We start from the raw sequence: 15,930 nt of genomic DNA, 5'->3' as shown, positions 1-15,930 counted from the left end.
TCGTCGGTGTGTTTTGGGGGGGGGCACACACCCCCCCGCCGCTTTGTGTTCTCCCACACGGGCTGATCACGCGTCCGGCAGGAGGAGCCAGACCTCGGAGAAGGCGAGGCCGTGTTCACGGGTCGTCTCACCGCACGGGCAGCCCAGCGCGATCAGGCGCCAGTCGCAGGCCACCGCCCACGGCCCGGCCGTACCTCCGCAGGCCGGACAGGCGACGGTCTCCGCGGTCCACACCCCGGGGGCCGATCTGCCGTAACGGCGGAAGCGGCCCGCGTACCGGGCCTGCCAGGGCTCGACCGGGGGCGTGATCGGTGGAGTCCCGGGCCGCCTCGTCGAGGCCAGCAGGGCGAACAGGGAGGCCAGTTCGGGGATCAGGGCCTCACCGGCCTCCGTCGGCGGTGCGGCCGGGCCGGCCGGCGTCCCGTACGCCCGGGCCGCTGCCGGGGCCGACGGGTTCGGGGTGGCATGCCAGGGCAGGAACGCGCGCGCGACGGCGGCCAGGAGGGCGGCTGCGGGCGGGCTGACGGCGCCCGCGTCCAGGTGGTGGAGGGTCGCGCGCAGCAGGCGCTGGAGCCGCCGGTCGCGGTCCGCGGCCACCAGCGTGCGCGCGGCCCCGCGCCGGGCCGGGAGCGGGGCTTGAAGCCGGGCCAGCACGGCCGCCGCCGCTTCGGCGTCCGCAACGGCGGGACGCCACTCGCCGGCGGCCAGAAGCTCCCGGGCCCGACCGGTTTCCGCCACGAGGGCGCGCGTCCGCAGCGATCGCGGCGCGAGATCGGTCTCGTGCATCCCATGCCCGCCCATCACACCCGCCCTTCCCCCGACCCGTGCGCACATCCCATCACACAAGCAACCGCGCCCGGCCACCACCGAAATCCGCTGGAGACCGGGCCCCGATCACGGAATGCTCGTGCGCCGATGAGCGAATTCACGTACGCCGCCCCGTCCACCCTCCTCGGCCAACTCCAGCGGGGGCGGGGCCTCGGCGCCACCGGCGCCCTGAGCACCCCGGGCGCTGCCGACCTCGTGTACGCGTGCGTCCTCACCGACAGCCGGTGGGACCGGCAGACCGAGGAGCGGTCCGCCTACCTCGCCCGGCTGATCCACCGGTTGGCGCTGCCACTCGAACCCATCGAACGGTTCGTCCTCGCCTACGACGGCGGGGACGCCGACCGGATCGAACCGGCTCTCGACGTCCTCGCACAACTGCCCCTCCTCGGGCGCCACGACGTGGTGCCGGTGCTGCGCCGCTACGCCGTACACGGCCGGCACTGGGACACCGCGCTGGCTTCGATCGCTAACAGCACGGCCTGGGACGCGCTCCCGGAGCTTTGGAACGGCCTCGACGCGGACGTCCTCGCCCACCGCGACGACGCCGAGCTCGCCGAAGCTGCGGAGACGATGTCCGAACCGTGGGCGTCCTGGGCGCGCACCCAGCCGCGCGTGCGGAGTCTCCTCGGCGAGTTCGGTGACACGGAGTCACAAGCGCCCCACCGCCCCGCTCCGCCCGACCTCTCGGGCACTGGGACCGCCGACTTGCTGGGGGTCCTACGTGGCAACCGTCTCGCTCTCCAGGAGCTCGGCCGACGCGGCGACTTGGTCCTCCTCGACCTCGCCGAGGACGCCACCCTGCGAAACGCGGCCGGCTACGCACCCGGCATCGCCCGCGGCCTGCGCCACCTCGGCGGCGCTGCCGTCACCCGAGCCCGTGCGTGGGCGGGCAGCGGCGACGACACGCTCCGGCAACTCGCCGTCACGGTCCTCTCCGAGTTCGGCGAACCCGAGGACGGCCCGTACCTCCTGGACGTCCTCATCAAGGCCATTGACGAGGGCGAGTGGTGCGCAGCCGAGTCCCCCGCCCGTGGGCTCGGGAGGCTCGGCGCGGCCGGGGCAACCGGGGTCCTCGTCCATGCCTGGGAGTCGACGATCCACTCGTACGCGCGTGAGGCGTTCCTCGAAGGCCTGCGCGGCTGCGCACCCGTGGCAACGGCGGACGACTTCACCGAGGAGGGGCTCGACGACTGCGAACCCGGTGTCCAGAACGCCGCCTGCCACCACTCCCCCGACACGCCGTCCGCCCGGGGCCGGCTCGCCGTGCTCTCCGCCGATCCGCTCGCGGGCGTAGTCCGGGAAACGGCCCGTCGGCATCTGGGCTGCACGACCGGCCCCGTGCATCCCGTGGTCCGGGACGCCGGGGCAGACCCCTGACTCAGTTGCCCCCCGCCCTGCGATCGAGCGTGGCCTCAAGCCGATTCCGAAGGTCCGGCGGGCAGGCCGGGTTGGTGGCCACTGCGTAGCGGACGTCGCGTGACGGGTCTTCGGCGAGGGCCGTGAGCACGTCGGGCGGGAGGTTTCGGTTGCCGGCCAGCCAGCGACGGTTCTCCGTGTCGGCGGACGTCGCCGCGGCCCGCATCAGCCGCCGGCTGGTCGTCGCCCACAGGGCCCACCGGCGGACGACGGGGTCGAACCGCTTACGGGCGGCGGCGGTGACCAGCTCGGGCGGCGCCGACGGGTTGCAGATGGCGGAGACGCGCACCTGCTGGTCCCGGTCGCGGGCGAGCTCGTCCAGGAGCTCGGCGGGGGCATGGGGGTTGGCGGCCACGGCGACGCGCACGGTCCACTCGTCGCGGGCCGCCGCCCGTAGGGCTATGGCGTCCCGGGTCCGGCCGACGGCGCCGCGCCGCACGTCCCAGTCCGGATCGCCGAGCATCCGGTCCACCAGGTCGGACGGCACGTCGGGGTGGGCCAGCACCGCGACGCGGACGTCGGAGGCCGGGCTCTCCGCGAGCGTGCGCAGGAGGTGTTCCGGCAGGTCGTCCCGGAGGCTCGGCCCGCTTCGCCGGCCGCAGTCCTCGATCCACTCCTCCGGGTGGTACCAGTCAGGGCCTTCGAGCACCCGCTCGCAGCCCGGCGTGAAAACGGTGTTGCAGGGCCGTTGTTCGTCCACGGCGTCCTCCTGGGGCAGGCGGCCTTCAGCATTAACGTCAGATGGACGATAACACTTCTCGTCGCTCGGACGATAATGACGCCGGAGTCCTGCTGCCCCCCGATGGAACCGACCCGATCGTCAGGAGCTGTGGACCGGGCTGTCGGGGTCGAGGAGGTAGGTGCCCCTCGCGAGGCCCTCCAGGACGCGGTCGGCAGTCGCCTCCGCCGTCAGGCGGCCGGAGTCCAGGACGTTCGGCTCGTAGGCACCCAGGTCGCTGAACTGGGCGTGCATCGACCGGATCGGGTCCGGGTCGGTCAGGGCGTCGTCGCCAGTGCGGCTCGTCGCCCGGCCCAGTGTGGTGTGCTCGTCCGGACGCAGGATGACGTAACTCAGCGGCACGGCCCGCTCCTTGGCCGCGGCGCGGAAGAGGTCGATGAACCAGGGGCCCACGACGCCGTCGTACACCACGTGGTAGCCGCCGGCGGCGTAGCCGAACGCCGCCGCGACCAGGACCTCCAGGACCACCTGATTCTGCCGGTGGGCCTCGGGCAGGTAGGCCGGGAGCCGACCCTGCTTGATGTAGCGCCAGAAGTCGTCACTGCGCAGGTGGACGCTCGGGGTCAGGCGGTCGGCGAGGAGCGCCGAGACGGTGCTCTTGCCGGCTCCGGGCGGGCCCGTCAGGAGGATCACCTGGCCGCCGGCGGGACCGGTCTGCTCGAAGCTCGGTGGGTTCACGCCGCCACCGTGTCACGTTCGGCCGGTGCTCCGCCCCCGATTTTGACCTCCACGCGAGGGGGCGCGCGCTCAGTGCGGCCCGCGGCCGATGTCGCGGCCGAGTTCGAGGGCGAGGACCTGGTCGAGCCGCACGAAGGTCTCGAAGCGCGTGCCGGGCGACAGGTCGGTGCGGGCCTCCAGAGCGTCGAGTGCGCGCAGCGCGACCCGGGCGTCGAGGTCCTCGTCGAGGCCGTCGAAGCTCGCCTGGACCATGTCGGCCGCCGGCGCGCCGGAGGGCATGGAGGCGAGGTCGGCGACGAGCGCGCGCCAGCGGGTCAGCTTCTCGGCGGCGTCCGCCAGGGTGTCGGCGGTGAGCCGGACCGGGGTGGTGACGGCGTGTTCGAGGAGGGCGAGGCGCAGCGCGAGGGGGTCGTCCTCGGGAGTGAGGGCCGGGGTCGGCAGGTCCTCGGCCACGGGACCGGTGAGCAGGAGGAGGGCGGCCGACGGTTCGGGTTCGGCGTCGGGGCGACTGGTGACGGTCAGGTCGGCGACCGGCCGGTCCTGCGCGTCCGCGCGCCCGTGCAGGTGGACGGGCGGGTGGATGCCGAGTCGGTCGGCGGCGATGCGGAGGGCCCGGAGCTGGTCGTCCGGGCCGTCGGAACCGTTCGGGACGGCGAGTTCGGTCAGCACCTGGAGGCCGTGCGTCTCGCAGGTGCGCGCCAGGACGTCACCGACCAGCAGGGCGCGCAGATCACCGAGCCGGAACGGCCGGCCCTGCTCTCCCACGTCGACGGTCACGCGCAGGAGTCCGGTCCGGCGGGGGCGGATCTCGCTGTGCCGGCCCGTGCGGGCGTCGGTGATACGCAACGGCGTCTCCCTCTCGACTCAGTGGTGCGGTCAGGTGCGATCAGGTCCGGTCAGGATGCGGCATCGTCCGGTTCGTCACCGGTACGGCTGTCGGCTCCCCCGGTGAGTTCCCCCTGAAGGTCCTGACGACGCCGACCGTGCCGAGGCGAACGCAGATCGATACTCTCGGCATGACCCGGTCAGAAAATGGAACGGAAGGAGCGCCCGCATGCGCCGTGGGAGGGCCCGGGACGACGACGTACCGGCCGAGCCGGGCGGAGCGGCTCACGGACGGCGGCACACGCGGATCACTCCGGCATCCGTCCGCGACGCGGCGCTGATCGGGCTGCTCGCCGGCCTGATCGTCTTCATCGCCGCCATCCCGACGGCCGGTTCGGCGGCCGGAGGACCGTCCCGCCATCAAGGCCCGGGCCAGCGCGTCCACATCCTGCGGCAGTGCTGCGACAACCCCGTCCGCTGCCGGTCCGCCCGGCGGCGTCGACTGTGGTGTCCGCCGTCCCGGCGTCCGCACGGCGTCAAACGCCGTGGCCCGCGGGCCCGGTGAACGATCGCGGCGGAGCCGACGTCGCTACGCTCGGTCCCACGCTGCGCCGTCCGACCGGCACGGTGGCCTCCCTTGGTTCCTGCGACCGCGAACGGACGACCATGAGCACGCCCCTCCAGGACCCCGGATTCTTCCGGGACCCGTACCCGACGTACGCGGCGCTCCGCAGCCAAGCCGCCGTGCAGAAGCTCCCGGGCAGCGGGCACCGGGCCGGCTACGTCGTGACCGGTTACGCCGAGGCACGGCAGGCGCTGGCCGATCCCGGGCTGTCGAAGGACACCGCGCGCTTCTTCGCCGGCAAGGAGACCGGGCGCGACGTCCACCCCGCCGTCTCGCAGAACATGCTGGCCACGGACCCGCCGGACCACACCCGCTTGCGGCGGCTGGTCACGAAGGCGTTCACCCCCGGTGCCGTCGACCGCCTGCGCCCGTACGTCCACGGCCTCGCCGACACCCTCCTCGACGCGTGGACGCCCGGGGAGGAGGTGGACCTCATCGCGGGTCTCGCCGTCCCGTTGCCCGTCACGGTGATCTGCCAGCTCCTCGGTGTCCCGGCCGCCGACCGGGACGCCGTCCGGGCGTGGTCGACGGACCTGTTCGCCGCCGGCGACCACGCCCGCACCGACGCCGCCTCCCACACGCTCGCCGACTACATGACCGGGCTCGTCGCGGCCAAGCGCCGCACCCCGGACGACGCTTTGCTCTCCGCGCTGGTCGCCGCCCGGGACGGCGACGGCGACCGGCTGACCGAGCGGGAACTGGTCTCGCTGGCGGTGCTGCTCCTGGTCGCCGGGCACGAGACGACCACCGCCGCCATCGGCAACGCCGTCCTGGCCCTGCTCCGGCACCCCGACCAGCTGGAGCTGCTGCACACGGCCCCGGGCCGGATCGACGGCGCCGTCGACGAACTCCTGCGCCACGACTCGGCGGTCACCGTCGCCACCTGGCGCTGGGCCCCCGAACCGGTCCGGATCGGCGGGACGGACGTCCCGGCCGGCAGCCCGGTGTTCGTCAGCCCGGGCGCCGCCAACCGCGACCCGGCCCGCTTCGCGGACGCGGACCGGCTCGACCTGGACCGGGCGGACGCCCACGCGCACCTGGCCTTCGGCCACGGCATCCACCGCTGCCTCGGCGCACCCCTCGCGCACACCGAGGTGGCGACCGCGCTGCGCGTCCTGCTGGCCCGCTTCCCCGGCCTGCGCCTCGCCGTGCCGGCCGACCAACTTCGCTGGCGGCACTCGCGGCTCGTCCACGGGCTGGAGTCGCTGCCCGTCGTGCCGTAGGCGGCGACGCTAGCCCCAGGGATCGAGGGCGTGTTTGCCGAGCGTCCGGCCCGCTTCGAGGCCGTCCGGGCGTCGGCCGTCCAGGACCGCCTCGGCGCCGAGCGAGGGGCGTCGCGGTCTTCCGGCACCCGGGCCGGAAGACCGGAAGGGAAGACCCGTCCTACGCCTGCGGGCGCGGCCCGACGTACCCGGCCCGGGCCCGCATCCGCAGTGGCTCCTCGCCGTACTCCTCCACCGCGTGCGCCAGCCAGCCCGGGGTGCGGGCCACCGCGAAGACCACCTCGCCGGCCTCCGCCGGGAGCCCGGCCGTCAGCGCCATGGCGGCCAGCGCCAGGTCGATGTTGGCCCGCAGCTCCGGCCGCCCGGCCGGGCCCGCGGCCGCCTCCACCGCGGCGACGGCGGCCACCACGGCCGCACCGCCATCGAGTCGACGGACCGCGTCGAGCAGCGCGACCGCTCTCGGATCGCCTTCCGGGTAGAGCCGGTGGCCGAGCCCCGGGATCGGCCGGCCGGTGCGCAGGTAGTCGGACACCACCGGCACGGCGCCGTCGGCCAGCACCTCGGCGAGCATCCGGTGCGCGAGCGGGCTGGCGGCGCCGTGCAGCGGACCGTCGGTGGCACCGAGTCCGGCGGAGACCACGGCGTACGGATGCGCCCGCGCCGACGCCGCCAGCCGGGCCGCCACCGTCGAGACCGCCAGCTCGTGGTCGATCAGCAGGACCAGGGCGCGGTCCAGGCAGGACAGCGCCTCCGGCGTGGGCGCGGCCGTGGCCAGCCGGCTCCACAGCCGCGCGGCCAGCGAAGACCCGGGGCCGGGGTCCGGATCGGGCGCGGTGCGGGGCAGCGCCTCGACCATCCCGGCGATCAGCGCCGCCCCGGCGGCGTGGACGGTCCGCTCGCGCAGGTCGAAGCGCAGCGGGTCGAGCGCGGCGGCGACGGTCGCCGAGATCCGGAGCCGGTCGGGCAGCCGGATCCCTTCGGGCAACGCGGCGGCGGCGCGGGCCAGCGCCTCGGCGGTGGCGGGCGGCACCCGCAGCTCCACCGGGGCGTCGGTGCCCAGGCCCCAGAGCCAGCCGATCGCGGCCTCGAAGCCGTACCGGGCGGCCAGTTCGACGGCGTCCCGGCCGCGGTAGTAGAGCCGACCGTTCTCGATCAGCGTCAGCCCGGTCCGCACCGCGACCGGTTCGCTGCCCCACGATGCGGCGGCGGGAGCCTCGCCCGGAGCCGGGCGCACCGGGGCGCGGCGGCCACGGGCGGCCAGCTCGGCGACCTCGCGGGCGTCGAAGGTGCTGCCCTTGCCGCCCGGGGCCCGCTCGCTGCTGAGCTGTCCGCGGCTGGCGTAGGCGTACACCGTCTCCACCTTGACGCCGAGCTGCTCGGCGACCTGCTGGGTGGTCAAGCGTTCGGCCATGGTCTGCCCTCGCCCTCCGATCGGGTACCTGCGCCCTGTGTCCGCATGCCTTGATGATGATCCACAGGATTCCACATTGATTTCAATCAACGTTGACAACATAGATCAACAGTCGGAGAGTACAGAACGTCGCCGGAAACACCCACCACCTGGCACGAAGCACGCACGAGAAGGGCCACTGCCATGCCGAGCACCACCGAGATCGAGGTCCCGCGCGGCCTCAAGGGCGTCGTCGTCACCGAGACCGAACTCGGCGACGTCCGAGGGCTGGAGGGCTTCTACCGCTACCGCCAGTACTCGGCGATCGACCTCGCCGAGCAGCGCACCCTGGAGGACGTCTGGCACCTGATGCTCCTCGGCGAGCTGCCCGACGCCGCCGGCCGCGCCGCCTTCCTCGCCCGCACCACCCCGCTGCGCCGCCTGCCCGACGCGCTGCGCCCGCTCCTGCCCGCACTGGCGGCGAGCACCGCCCACGGCGGCCCGCTCGGCGCCCTGGGCGCCGCGCTCACGGTCGCCGCGGCCGACCGGGGCGTCCGGCCGCTCTACGACACCGCGCCCGAACAGCGGGTCGAGGACGCGCTGTTCGCCACCGCACTGGTACCCACCATCCTCACCGCGCTCCAGCGGCTGCAGCAGGGCGAGCAGCCGATAGAACCGCGCGAGGACCTCGGCTACGCGGCCAACTACCTCTACATGCTGACCGGCGAGGAGCCCGAGCCCGCCAAGGCCCGGGCGATCGAGCAGTACCTGATCTCCACGGTCGACCACGGCTTCAACGCCTCGACCTTCACCGCCCGCGTGATCGCCTCCACCGGAGCCGACCTCGTGGCCTGCCTGGTCGGCGGCCTCGGCGCGCTCTCCGGGCCGCTGCACGGCGGCGCGCCGAGCCGCGCCCTCGACACCCTGGACGCGATCGGCACCCCGGAACGGATCGACGGCTGGATCCGCGAGCACGTGCTCACCGGCGACCGGATCATGGGCTTCGGCCACGCCGTCTACCGCACCGAGGACCCCCGCTCCCGCATGCTGCGCGGCGTCGCCGAGTCCTTCGGCGGCGAGCTGGTCGAGCTCGCCGTCCAGGTGGAGGCCCGGGTCGAGGCGATCCTGGCCGAGCTGAAGCCGGGCCGCGAACTCCACACCAACGTCGAGTTCTACGCGGGCGTGGTGATGCACCTGTGCGGCCTGCCCAGGGAGATGTTCACCCCCACCTTCGCCGCGGCCCGGGCGATCGGCTGGAGCGCCAACATCCTGGAACAGGCCGCCGACCCCAAGATCATCCGCCCGGCCGCCCGCTACACCGGCCCGGCTGCCCCGCAGCCGCTGCCGACGGCCTGAGCGGCGGGCGGACACGACAGGCAGGGCCTCCTGATCGGGGGAGAGGAGGCCCTGCCGTCGTTCCGCTACGCGCCGACCGCCGTAGAGCGCGGCAGGTACGGCGACGTATCGGGCGACCCGACGGAACTCATCTGCACGTCAACGGCCTTCGGGTGCTTCGCGGCATCGACGGACCCGGGCCCGTGGACGGTGAACTCGAAGTCCCGGTGCGCCTTGGCATCCGGAGCGAACGGCAGCCGGATGCGCCCGTCCCGGACCATGCGTCGCACGGCACCGCGGCTGAGGCCGAGCCCGAGCATGAGCAGCCGCTCGACCCGAACCGGCGCGGGCAGCTCGAAGCCGACCAGCACCTTGAGCGGCGTGGGGTCGTCGAGCGCGTAGAGGGGCGTGCGCGCCTCGACGTCCCAGGTGCCGGTCCAGTCGAGGCGGTACCCGTTCCTCGCGGCGAGCGACGCACTCATCGTCAACTCCCGCACCACGGCGGGGTCGTTGTTCTCGTACGCCACCAGGCGGGCGGGTTCGAGCGACGACACGTGGACGCGTTCGTGAACGGGCACCTTCGAGGTCCGGTCGCACGACGCGCAGCTCAGCAGCAGCCAGACGTCGAGGAGCTTCCCGCTCGCATTGACCCGGATCTTCCCCGAGGCGCGGTGCCGCACACCGGAGCAGTCCGGGCAGGGCCGAACGACGGTGGGCAGGGCGGACTGACGCACGGCCCACAGGGCCTTGCGGTCGGTATTCATGAATGTGGTTGCTTTCAGGACTCACCAGGAGCGCTCGCAGGCCGAGCCGCAGCTCTCCCGGACATGACGGATGCACACGTGAGCGCGGGTGGTCACCCCAGGGCCGAGTGCTCAGGCCCGGGTGCCAACCCGCGCGACGGGTTGGTGACAGCTACGTGGCAACCGCTAAAAGTCCATGGCCCGATCCTCATCGAGGCCGCGCCCCTCGGGCAACTCCTTTTTCTCTGGGAGCAGGTCCTCTGGGAGCAGGTCCTCTGGGCACAGGTCCTCCGGGAGAAGGTCCTCCGGGAAATGGCCCATGTCGTGAAGCAGCGGAGGCCGCCGTCCCCACCTCGGGGAACGGCGGCCTCCCGGCGTTACGGTCCGTCAGCCGGAGCACCGGACCGGCGGTCCGGAGGTGCGATCCTGCCCAGCGGCGGCAGGGGCGGCTTTCGGAAGCGGTTCCAGCCGTACGCCCACAGGACGGGGATGGTCACGGCGGCGGCCGTCACCGCCTCCGCCAGGAGCAGGACGGGGATTCGCCAGAGGCGGCGCATGTGTTCGGTGTCCCTTCTGATGCGACGAGATTCGGTTTCCGGCCGGCGCCGGCAGCCCCTTGGACAAGCGGGTGCAGCCCTTCTTCCTACGCGCAGCTACTCCGTCCCGATGGCCGCCAGGACCGGGGTCCGGGCCGCCCGGCGTGCCGGCCACAGGGAGGCCAGGAGGCCCGCTCCCGCCGCCGCGGCCAGCAGGACGGCGAGGCGCAGCACGGGCACGCTGTGGCGGAAGCCGGGCGTGTGGCGTGCGATCGCCTCGCCGCTCGCCCAGCCGACGAGGAGGCCCAGGGCCAGGCCGAGGGCGCCGCCGAGAACGGCGATGATGAGGGCCTCGGCGCGGACCATGGCGCGCACGCCCGCCCGGGTCAGGCCGATGGCCCGCAGCATGCCGATCTCGCGGCGGCGTTCGGTGACGGACAGGGCCAGGGTGTTGACGACGCCCAGGAGCGCGACGCCGATGGAGAGGCCGAGCAGGGCGTAGAGCAGGTCGAGCATGCGGTCGGTGTCGTCGGCGGCGGCGCGGGCCAGGTCGTCGCTGCTGTCGATGCGCAGGGCGGGGCTGTCGCCGAGGGCGTGGGCGAGGGTGCGGCGCAGCCCGGGGCTCGGGTGGTCACGGGTACGGACGAGCACGCTCCGGACGGCACCGGCCGGAGAGGCAGCGACAGGAACGGCACCGACAGGAAAGGCATCCACAGGAAAGGCGGCGGCATCGACCAGGAAGCCGCTCACCAGCGCGTTGGGCTCGTAGACCCCTGCGACCGTCAACTCGGCAGCCCGCCCGTCAACCAGACGCGCGTGCACCGTACTTCCGACCGCCCGGCCGTAGCCGGCCGGCACCAGCACGTTTCCAGCGCCGATGTCAGCCGCTCCCCCACTCATGCGCAGCCGCAGCATGTCCCGCACGGCGTTCGACGGCAGGGCGAGGCCGAACGCGCGCACCCCGTCGACCGTCAGTTCCACCTCCCGTAGCGCCGCGACGGCGGCGACCTCGGCGCTGGCGGCCAACGTCCGTTCCACCACCGCCGATTGAGCGTCCAGGCTCCGCATCGACACCACGTAGTCCGCCTTGAGCACGTGCGCGCCCGCGGCGTCCGCCGCCGCGAGGCCGCCGGCGGCGACGACCGTGAGGGTGGTCACCAGGCTCACGCCGATGACCAGCGACGCGGCCGGGGCGGACACGCGGCGCGGATTGCTGGCACTGTTGCGTTCGGCGAGCCGCGCGCCGATCCCCGCACGACCGAGGAGCGGTCGGACCACCGCGAGCAGCGGCCCGACCAGCGTCGGCATGAGCGCGAGCAGGCTGCCGGCCGCCAGCACGGCGCCCAAGGCCAGTACGGGCGCGCCCTCCTGGATGCGGTCGCTGCTCGCCCCGCTCAGCAGGCCGGCCGCACCACCGGCGGCCAGCACCACACCTGCGAGCACGCGTCGCCTCCCGACCCCCTCCCGAAGCGGAGCCTCCGCGACGCGCAGCGCGGCCAGCGGCGCGATCCGTCCGGCCCGCCGCGCCGGGAGCCAGGCGGCGACCACCGTGGTCAACACCCCGGTGGCCAGCGGGACGAGCAGCGCGTACGCGGGCAGGCTGAGCGCGTCCCCGGTCGGCAGCGGACCGCCCTTGCCGAGGCCACCGGCGATCGGGCGCAGCACCTCCCCGACGCCGACGCCCGCCGCGACCCCCACCAGCGAGCCCGCCAGCCCGACCAGGAACGCCTCGGCCAGCACCAGGCGCCCTACCTGCCGGCGCGAGGCCCCGATCGCCCGCAACAGGCCGACCTCGCGCGTCCGTTGGGCCACGAGCATGCCGAAGGTGTTGGCGATCAGGAAGCAGGAGACGAACAGCGCGACGGCGGCGAAGGACAGCAACGTGGTGCGCAGTGAGGAGACCTGGTTCTCGGCGCGCAACGCCCGATCGCGGGTGAGGACGTCCGCCGTCAGGACGGTGGCGCCCGGGACGGCCTGCTTCGTCGCCTGCCGCAGCCGCTCGGCGGTGGCGCCGGGCGCGGCCTTCACGTGGAACTCGCTGTAGCGGCCGGGGCCGGTGAAGTGCTGCTGCGCCGTCGCGGTGTCGAACAGCACCACGCTCCCGCCGTCGGTGACGGCGGGCTCCGCGCGGGTGGTGAAGACGCCGCTGATGCGCGCGGTGAGGCCGGGGCCGTCCACCGAGATCCATGCGGCGTCCCCCACGCGGTAGCCGCAGCGCGCGGCGGCGGCCTCGTCGACGGCGATCTCGTCGCCGCCCGTGGGCGGGCGGCCGCCGGTGAACGAGTACCGCGGGTCGGACCCGCCGTACCCCGCCCCGACGGCCGGGCCGCCGCGGTCGGCGGAACGCCCGTCCGGGCAGCCGAGCGCCGTGTACCCGGAGACAGCCGGGATGACCCGGCCCGTCTCGGGAAGGCCCCGCACCCGCTGCAGCTCGGCCTCGCCCAGGTCGGACGGCGCACCGACGCTTCCGGTGTCCGGGCGGACGACCACGTCGGTGTGCGCGTACGTCTGCCGGGAGGCCCCGGTGAGGGCATCCGACACGGTGGCGGTGACCAGCAGGATCCCCGTGACGAAGGCGACGCCGACCGCGACCGCCAGCGCGGTCAGCCCCATGCGGGACTTGTGGGCGCGGACGGTGCGCCAGGCTGCGCGAAGCATGGGTTTGCGGAAGATGGGCTTACAGAGGACGGGCTTGCGAGGCATGGGTGTGCAAGAGATGGGTGTGCGAGACATGGAACTCCGAAGTCCCCGGGGCGGACGGCAGATCGACGTCACCGATCCTGTCCGCGCCGTCCGCCCGCCCGTAACAGCCGTCCGGCCGACCGCCCGGGCATCCGCCTCGGTCAAACGGTGGAGGCGCCGGACCTGTGCAGCCGCGTACGGTTGATCGTCATGATCCCCCTCCCGACACGCGCCGACTTCGCCTCGTGGGCCTCCACCCGCAGCGGCCCCGCCATCGGTGCCACCGTCGGTGTCGTGGTCCTGGCCGTGGCCGCGATCGTCACCGAGGCGCTCGACACCGGCTTCCCGCCCACCACCGTCGCCACGGTCGCCACCGGCCTGCTGTGCCTCGCCGCGCTGCTCTCGCCGCCCCGCCGCCTCCTGCGCGTCGGGTGGGCCGCGGTCGCCGCCTCCGCCGCTCTGTCCCTCGTCACGAGCCAGCTGCGGCACCGCCCCGAGCACACCTTCGGCGTCGTCGAGCTGTGCGTGCTGCTACTCCTCGTCACCCGCACGGTCCGGTACGAGCCGTTCACACGTATGCTCCCGCTCGCCACCGCCGCCTGGCTGGCGACCCCCCTGCTCCTCCTGCGGCTGCCCGGTTCCCAGCTCACCCACGTGGCCGGCTACGCCGGGCCGGTCCTGCTGCTCGCCGCACCCGTGGTGGTCGTCCTCGGCCTGTACCTGCGCCTCCTCGACGCCACTCGGGAGCGGGAGAAGAACACCCGACTGAACGACCAACGCCTCGAATTCGCCCGCGAGTTGCACGACTTCGTCGGACACCACGTCACCGCCATCACCGCACAGGTCAAGGCGGTGCGCTTCATCACGGCCTCCGGGCACCCCCCGACAGCGGAGGTGCTCGACCAGGCGCTGGCGAACATCGAGGACGCCGCCGCGCAGGCCACCGGCTCCATGCGGGCCATGGTCGACCTGCTGCGCCGGCCGGACCGCCGGCCCCCGCTCCACGCCCCCGAGGGGCTGCAAGCGCTCCACGGCCTGGCCGAATCCCTCCGCGTGGCCGGCCCCGCCGTCGGCCTCACCATCGACCCCCGGCTCGAAACGGACCCCCCGGCCGACCACATCGCCTCCACCGTCCACCACATCGTCCGGGAGGCGCTCACCAACATCCGCAAGCACGCCGCCCGGGCCGAGACGGTGACCATCGACGTACGCCTGTCCGCCAACGACCCCGGCGTGCTCACCGTCTGCGTCCAGGACGACGCCGACCAGCCCCCGGCGGGCCCGTCGGCGGACCGGCGCGGCGGCGGGTTCGGCATCCTCGGGCTGCACGAACGCGTCCACGCGCTCGGCGGACACCTGACCGCGGGACCCGGGCCGGTCGGCGGCTGGCAGGTCGCCGCCGACATCCCGCTCCGCCGCGGCACGCCCGATCGCCCCCCGGCACACCTGGCAGGATGACCGGCATGACCATCCGCGTCCTCCTCGCCGACGACCAGTCCACCCTGCGCGCCGCGTACCGGATGATCCTCGACTCCCAGCCCGACATCGAGGTCGTCGCCGAGGCCGCGGACGGCACGACGGCCGTCGCCGAGGCCCGCAGGCTGCGTCCCGACGTCTGCCTGCTCGACATCCGGATGCCGGGCATGGACGGACTCGAAGCCACCCGCCTCCTGGCCGGCCCGGACGCCGCACGACCGCTCAAGGTGGTCATCGCCACCACCTTCGACCTCGACGAGTACGTCCACCGCGCGCTGCACAACGGCGCGTGCGGCTTCGTCCTCAAGGACTGCTCGCCGGCCCTGCTCATCGAGGCCGTCCGCGCGGCCGCCGTCGGCGACTCGCTCATCTCCCCGTCCGTCACCGTCCGGCTGCTGCGGCACATGGCCGGTGAGCGGCCGGGGCCCGTGGCTCCGCCGCCGTTCGAGCCGCTCACCCCTCGCGAGCAGGACGTCGTCGCCATGGTCGCGAAGGGCCTGACCAACGACGAGGTCGCGGCCGCCCTCCACGTGACCCTCTCCACGGTGAAGACGCACCTCGCCAACAGCCAGCGCAAGCTCGGCGCCCGCAACCGCGTCGAGGTCGCCGCCCGCGCCTGGCAGCACGGGCTGGTCTGAGGGTCCTGCGCTCGAAGAAGCCGCCGTGGACGCGATGGCCCGGAGGCGGGCCTTCCCGGTCCGGACCGCGACCGGCCGCAGTCAGCCGAGGCCGGGACGGGGGCCGGCCGGGACGGGCATGGCGCGCCAGGTGTCCGCGAGGACCTCCATGACCACCAGGCGCATGGTGACGTCGGCCTCGGGGAAGTAGCGCTCGGTCTCGCCGATGGGGCTGAAGCCGAAGCGCGTGATCGCGCGGACGGCGTCGGCGTTCTCCAGCGACGTCATGCTCCACACCCGGCCGAGGCCGAGGTCGGCGAAGGCGAGTCTGAGCATGAGCCAGCCGATGTCGGTGGCGCATCCGGTGCCGCGCAGGTGCCGGGCCATCGTGAGGACGCCGGCGTAGCCGGTGGTGGCGTCCTCGACGTCGAGGCGGATGCCGCCGACGGGCCGGTCCTCGCCCTGCAGGCAGGCGGCCAACTGGTACTGACGGCGCGGCACTTCGGCGGCGCTCGCCACGGCCTGGCCGAGCTTGCGCCGGATCCGGGTGTCGTCCATGACGCCGGTCGAGAGGTGGCGCATGCCGTCCGCGTCGCCCCAGACCGAACGCATGGCGTCGACGTCGTCGGCGCGGTGGTCCCGCAGTCGGACGAGAGCGGTCTCCAGCACCGGGAGCACCGTGGGCGGATGGACGGACGTGCTGTTCATGTTCGAACCCCAACGAGCTGTCGTGTGATTGCGGGGAGCAGGCCCCGCGCAGTACTGCTCGCAGTAGATCAGCTGCGCGTTGACATCCGATCAACGCCACCCGAGCGGG

Annotated in this window: 14 protein-coding genes; 6 read left to right on the top strand and 8 right to left on the bottom strand. The window is 74.0% G+C overall.

Going from position 1 to position 15,930, the window contains the following annotated elements; translation table 11 throughout:
* Positions 1-66: 66 nt before the first annotated feature.
* Positions 67-786, bottom strand: coding sequence for a hypothetical protein (locus ACFVU9_RS24420; RefSeq protein WP_387596604.1), 720 nt, complete (start codon positions 784-786; stop codon positions 67-69).
* 129 nt (positions 787-915) lie between these two features.
* Between ACFVU9_RS24420 and ACFVU9_RS24415 the strand changes: the two genes are divergently transcribed.
* The gene (locus ACFVU9_RS24415) at positions 916-2,205 is read left to right on the top strand and encodes a hypothetical protein (RefSeq protein ID WP_387596601.1); all 1,290 of its coding nucleotides are present in this window, start codon (positions 916-918) and stop codon (positions 2,203-2,205) included.
* A 1-nt stretch (position 2,206) separates the two neighbouring features.
* On the opposite strand, the gene ACFVU9_RS24410 is transcribed toward ACFVU9_RS24415, so the two are convergent.
* The 3 genes from ACFVU9_RS24410 to ACFVU9_RS24400 form a co-directional block, all read right to left on the bottom strand.
* A complete protein-coding gene (locus ACFVU9_RS24410; RefSeq protein WP_387596598.1) occupies positions 2,207-2,944 on the bottom strand; it encodes a hypothetical protein in 738 nt (245 codons plus the stop codon).
* Between the two features lie 120 nt (positions 2,945-3,064).
* A complete protein-coding gene (locus ACFVU9_RS24405; protein WP_387596595.1) occupies positions 3,065-3,661 on the bottom strand; it encodes an AAA family ATPase in 597 nt (198 codons plus the stop codon).
* A gap of 69 nt (positions 3,662-3,730) precedes the next feature.
* Positions 3,731-4,507, bottom strand: a complete 777-nt coding sequence (locus ACFVU9_RS24400) for a hypothetical protein (protein ID WP_387596592.1) — start codon at positions 4,505-4,507, stop codon at positions 3,731-3,733.
* A gap of 208 nt (positions 4,508-4,715) precedes the next feature.
* Here ACFVU9_RS24400 and ACFVU9_RS24395 point away from each other — a divergent pair, with 208 nt between their 5' ends.
* Together ACFVU9_RS24395 and ACFVU9_RS24390 are read left to right on the top strand one after the other, a co-directional pair.
* Positions 4,716-5,051, top strand: coding sequence for a hypothetical protein (locus ACFVU9_RS24395; protein ID WP_387596589.1), 336 nt, complete (start codon positions 4,716-4,718; stop codon positions 5,049-5,051).
* A 101-nt stretch (positions 5,052-5,152) separates the two neighbouring features.
* A complete protein-coding gene (locus ACFVU9_RS24390; RefSeq protein WP_387596586.1) occupies positions 5,153-6,334 on the top strand; it encodes a cytochrome P450 in 1,182 nt (393 codons plus the stop codon).
* Between the two features lie 160 nt (positions 6,335-6,494).
* On the opposite strand, the gene ACFVU9_RS24385 is transcribed toward ACFVU9_RS24390, so the two are convergent.
* Positions 6,495-7,745: a citrate synthase gene (locus ACFVU9_RS24385; RefSeq protein ID WP_380447045.1), complete on the bottom strand. Its 1,251-nt coding sequence runs from the start codon at positions 7,743-7,745 to the stop codon at positions 6,495-6,497.
* Positions 7,746-7,928: 183 nt separating this feature from the next.
* Between ACFVU9_RS24385 and ACFVU9_RS24380 the strand changes: the two genes are divergently transcribed.
* Entirely contained in the window at positions 7,929-9,080 is a 1,152-nt protein-coding gene (locus ACFVU9_RS24380; RefSeq protein ID WP_387596583.1) for a citrate/2-methylcitrate synthase, read from the top strand.
* Positions 9,081-9,145: 65 nt separating this feature from the next.
* On the opposite strand, the gene ACFVU9_RS24375 is transcribed toward ACFVU9_RS24380, so the two are convergent.
* Both ACFVU9_RS24375 and ACFVU9_RS24370 read right to left on the bottom strand, forming a co-directional pair.
* The gene (locus tag ACFVU9_RS24375; protein ID WP_380447041.1) at positions 9,146-9,823 is read right to left on the bottom strand and encodes a DUF1062 domain-containing protein; all 678 of its coding nucleotides are present in this window, start codon (positions 9,821-9,823) and stop codon (positions 9,146-9,148) included.
* Positions 9,824-10,455: 632 nt separating this feature from the next.
* Positions 10,456-12,996, bottom strand: coding sequence for an FtsX-like permease family protein (locus ACFVU9_RS24370; protein WP_387596580.1), 2,541 nt, complete (start codon positions 12,994-12,996; stop codon positions 10,456-10,458).
* A 234-nt stretch (positions 12,997-13,230) separates the two neighbouring features.
* On the opposite strand from ACFVU9_RS24370, the gene ACFVU9_RS24365 reads away from it, so the two are divergent.
* Together ACFVU9_RS24365 and ACFVU9_RS24360 are read left to right on the top strand one after the other, a co-directional pair.
* Positions 13,231-14,478: a sensor histidine kinase gene (locus ACFVU9_RS24365; protein WP_387596577.1), complete on the top strand. Its 1,248-nt coding sequence runs from the start codon at positions 13,231-13,233 to the stop codon at positions 14,476-14,478.
* 5 nt (positions 14,479-14,483) lie between these two features.
* Positions 14,484-15,134, top strand: a complete 651-nt coding sequence (locus tag ACFVU9_RS24360; RefSeq protein WP_380448544.1) for a response regulator — start codon at positions 14,484-14,486, stop codon at positions 15,132-15,134.
* Positions 15,135-15,215: 81 nt separating this feature from the next.
* On the opposite strand, the gene ACFVU9_RS24355 is transcribed toward ACFVU9_RS24360, so the two are convergent.
* On the bottom strand, positions 15,216-15,821 hold the full coding sequence (locus ACFVU9_RS24355) for a GNAT family N-acetyltransferase (protein WP_380500370.1): 606 nt from the start codon (positions 15,819-15,821) through the stop codon (positions 15,216-15,218).
* Positions 15,822-15,930: the final 109 nt, after the last annotated feature.

The sequence above is a fragment of the Kitasatospora sp. NPDC057936 genome, from assembly GCF_042887525.1.
Taxonomy (GTDB): Bacteria; Actinomycetota; Actinomycetes; order Streptomycetales; family Streptomycetaceae; genus Kitasatospora.
Note: the sequence above shows the minus strand (reverse complement) of the source record. Positions and strands in the feature narration are given on the sequence as shown.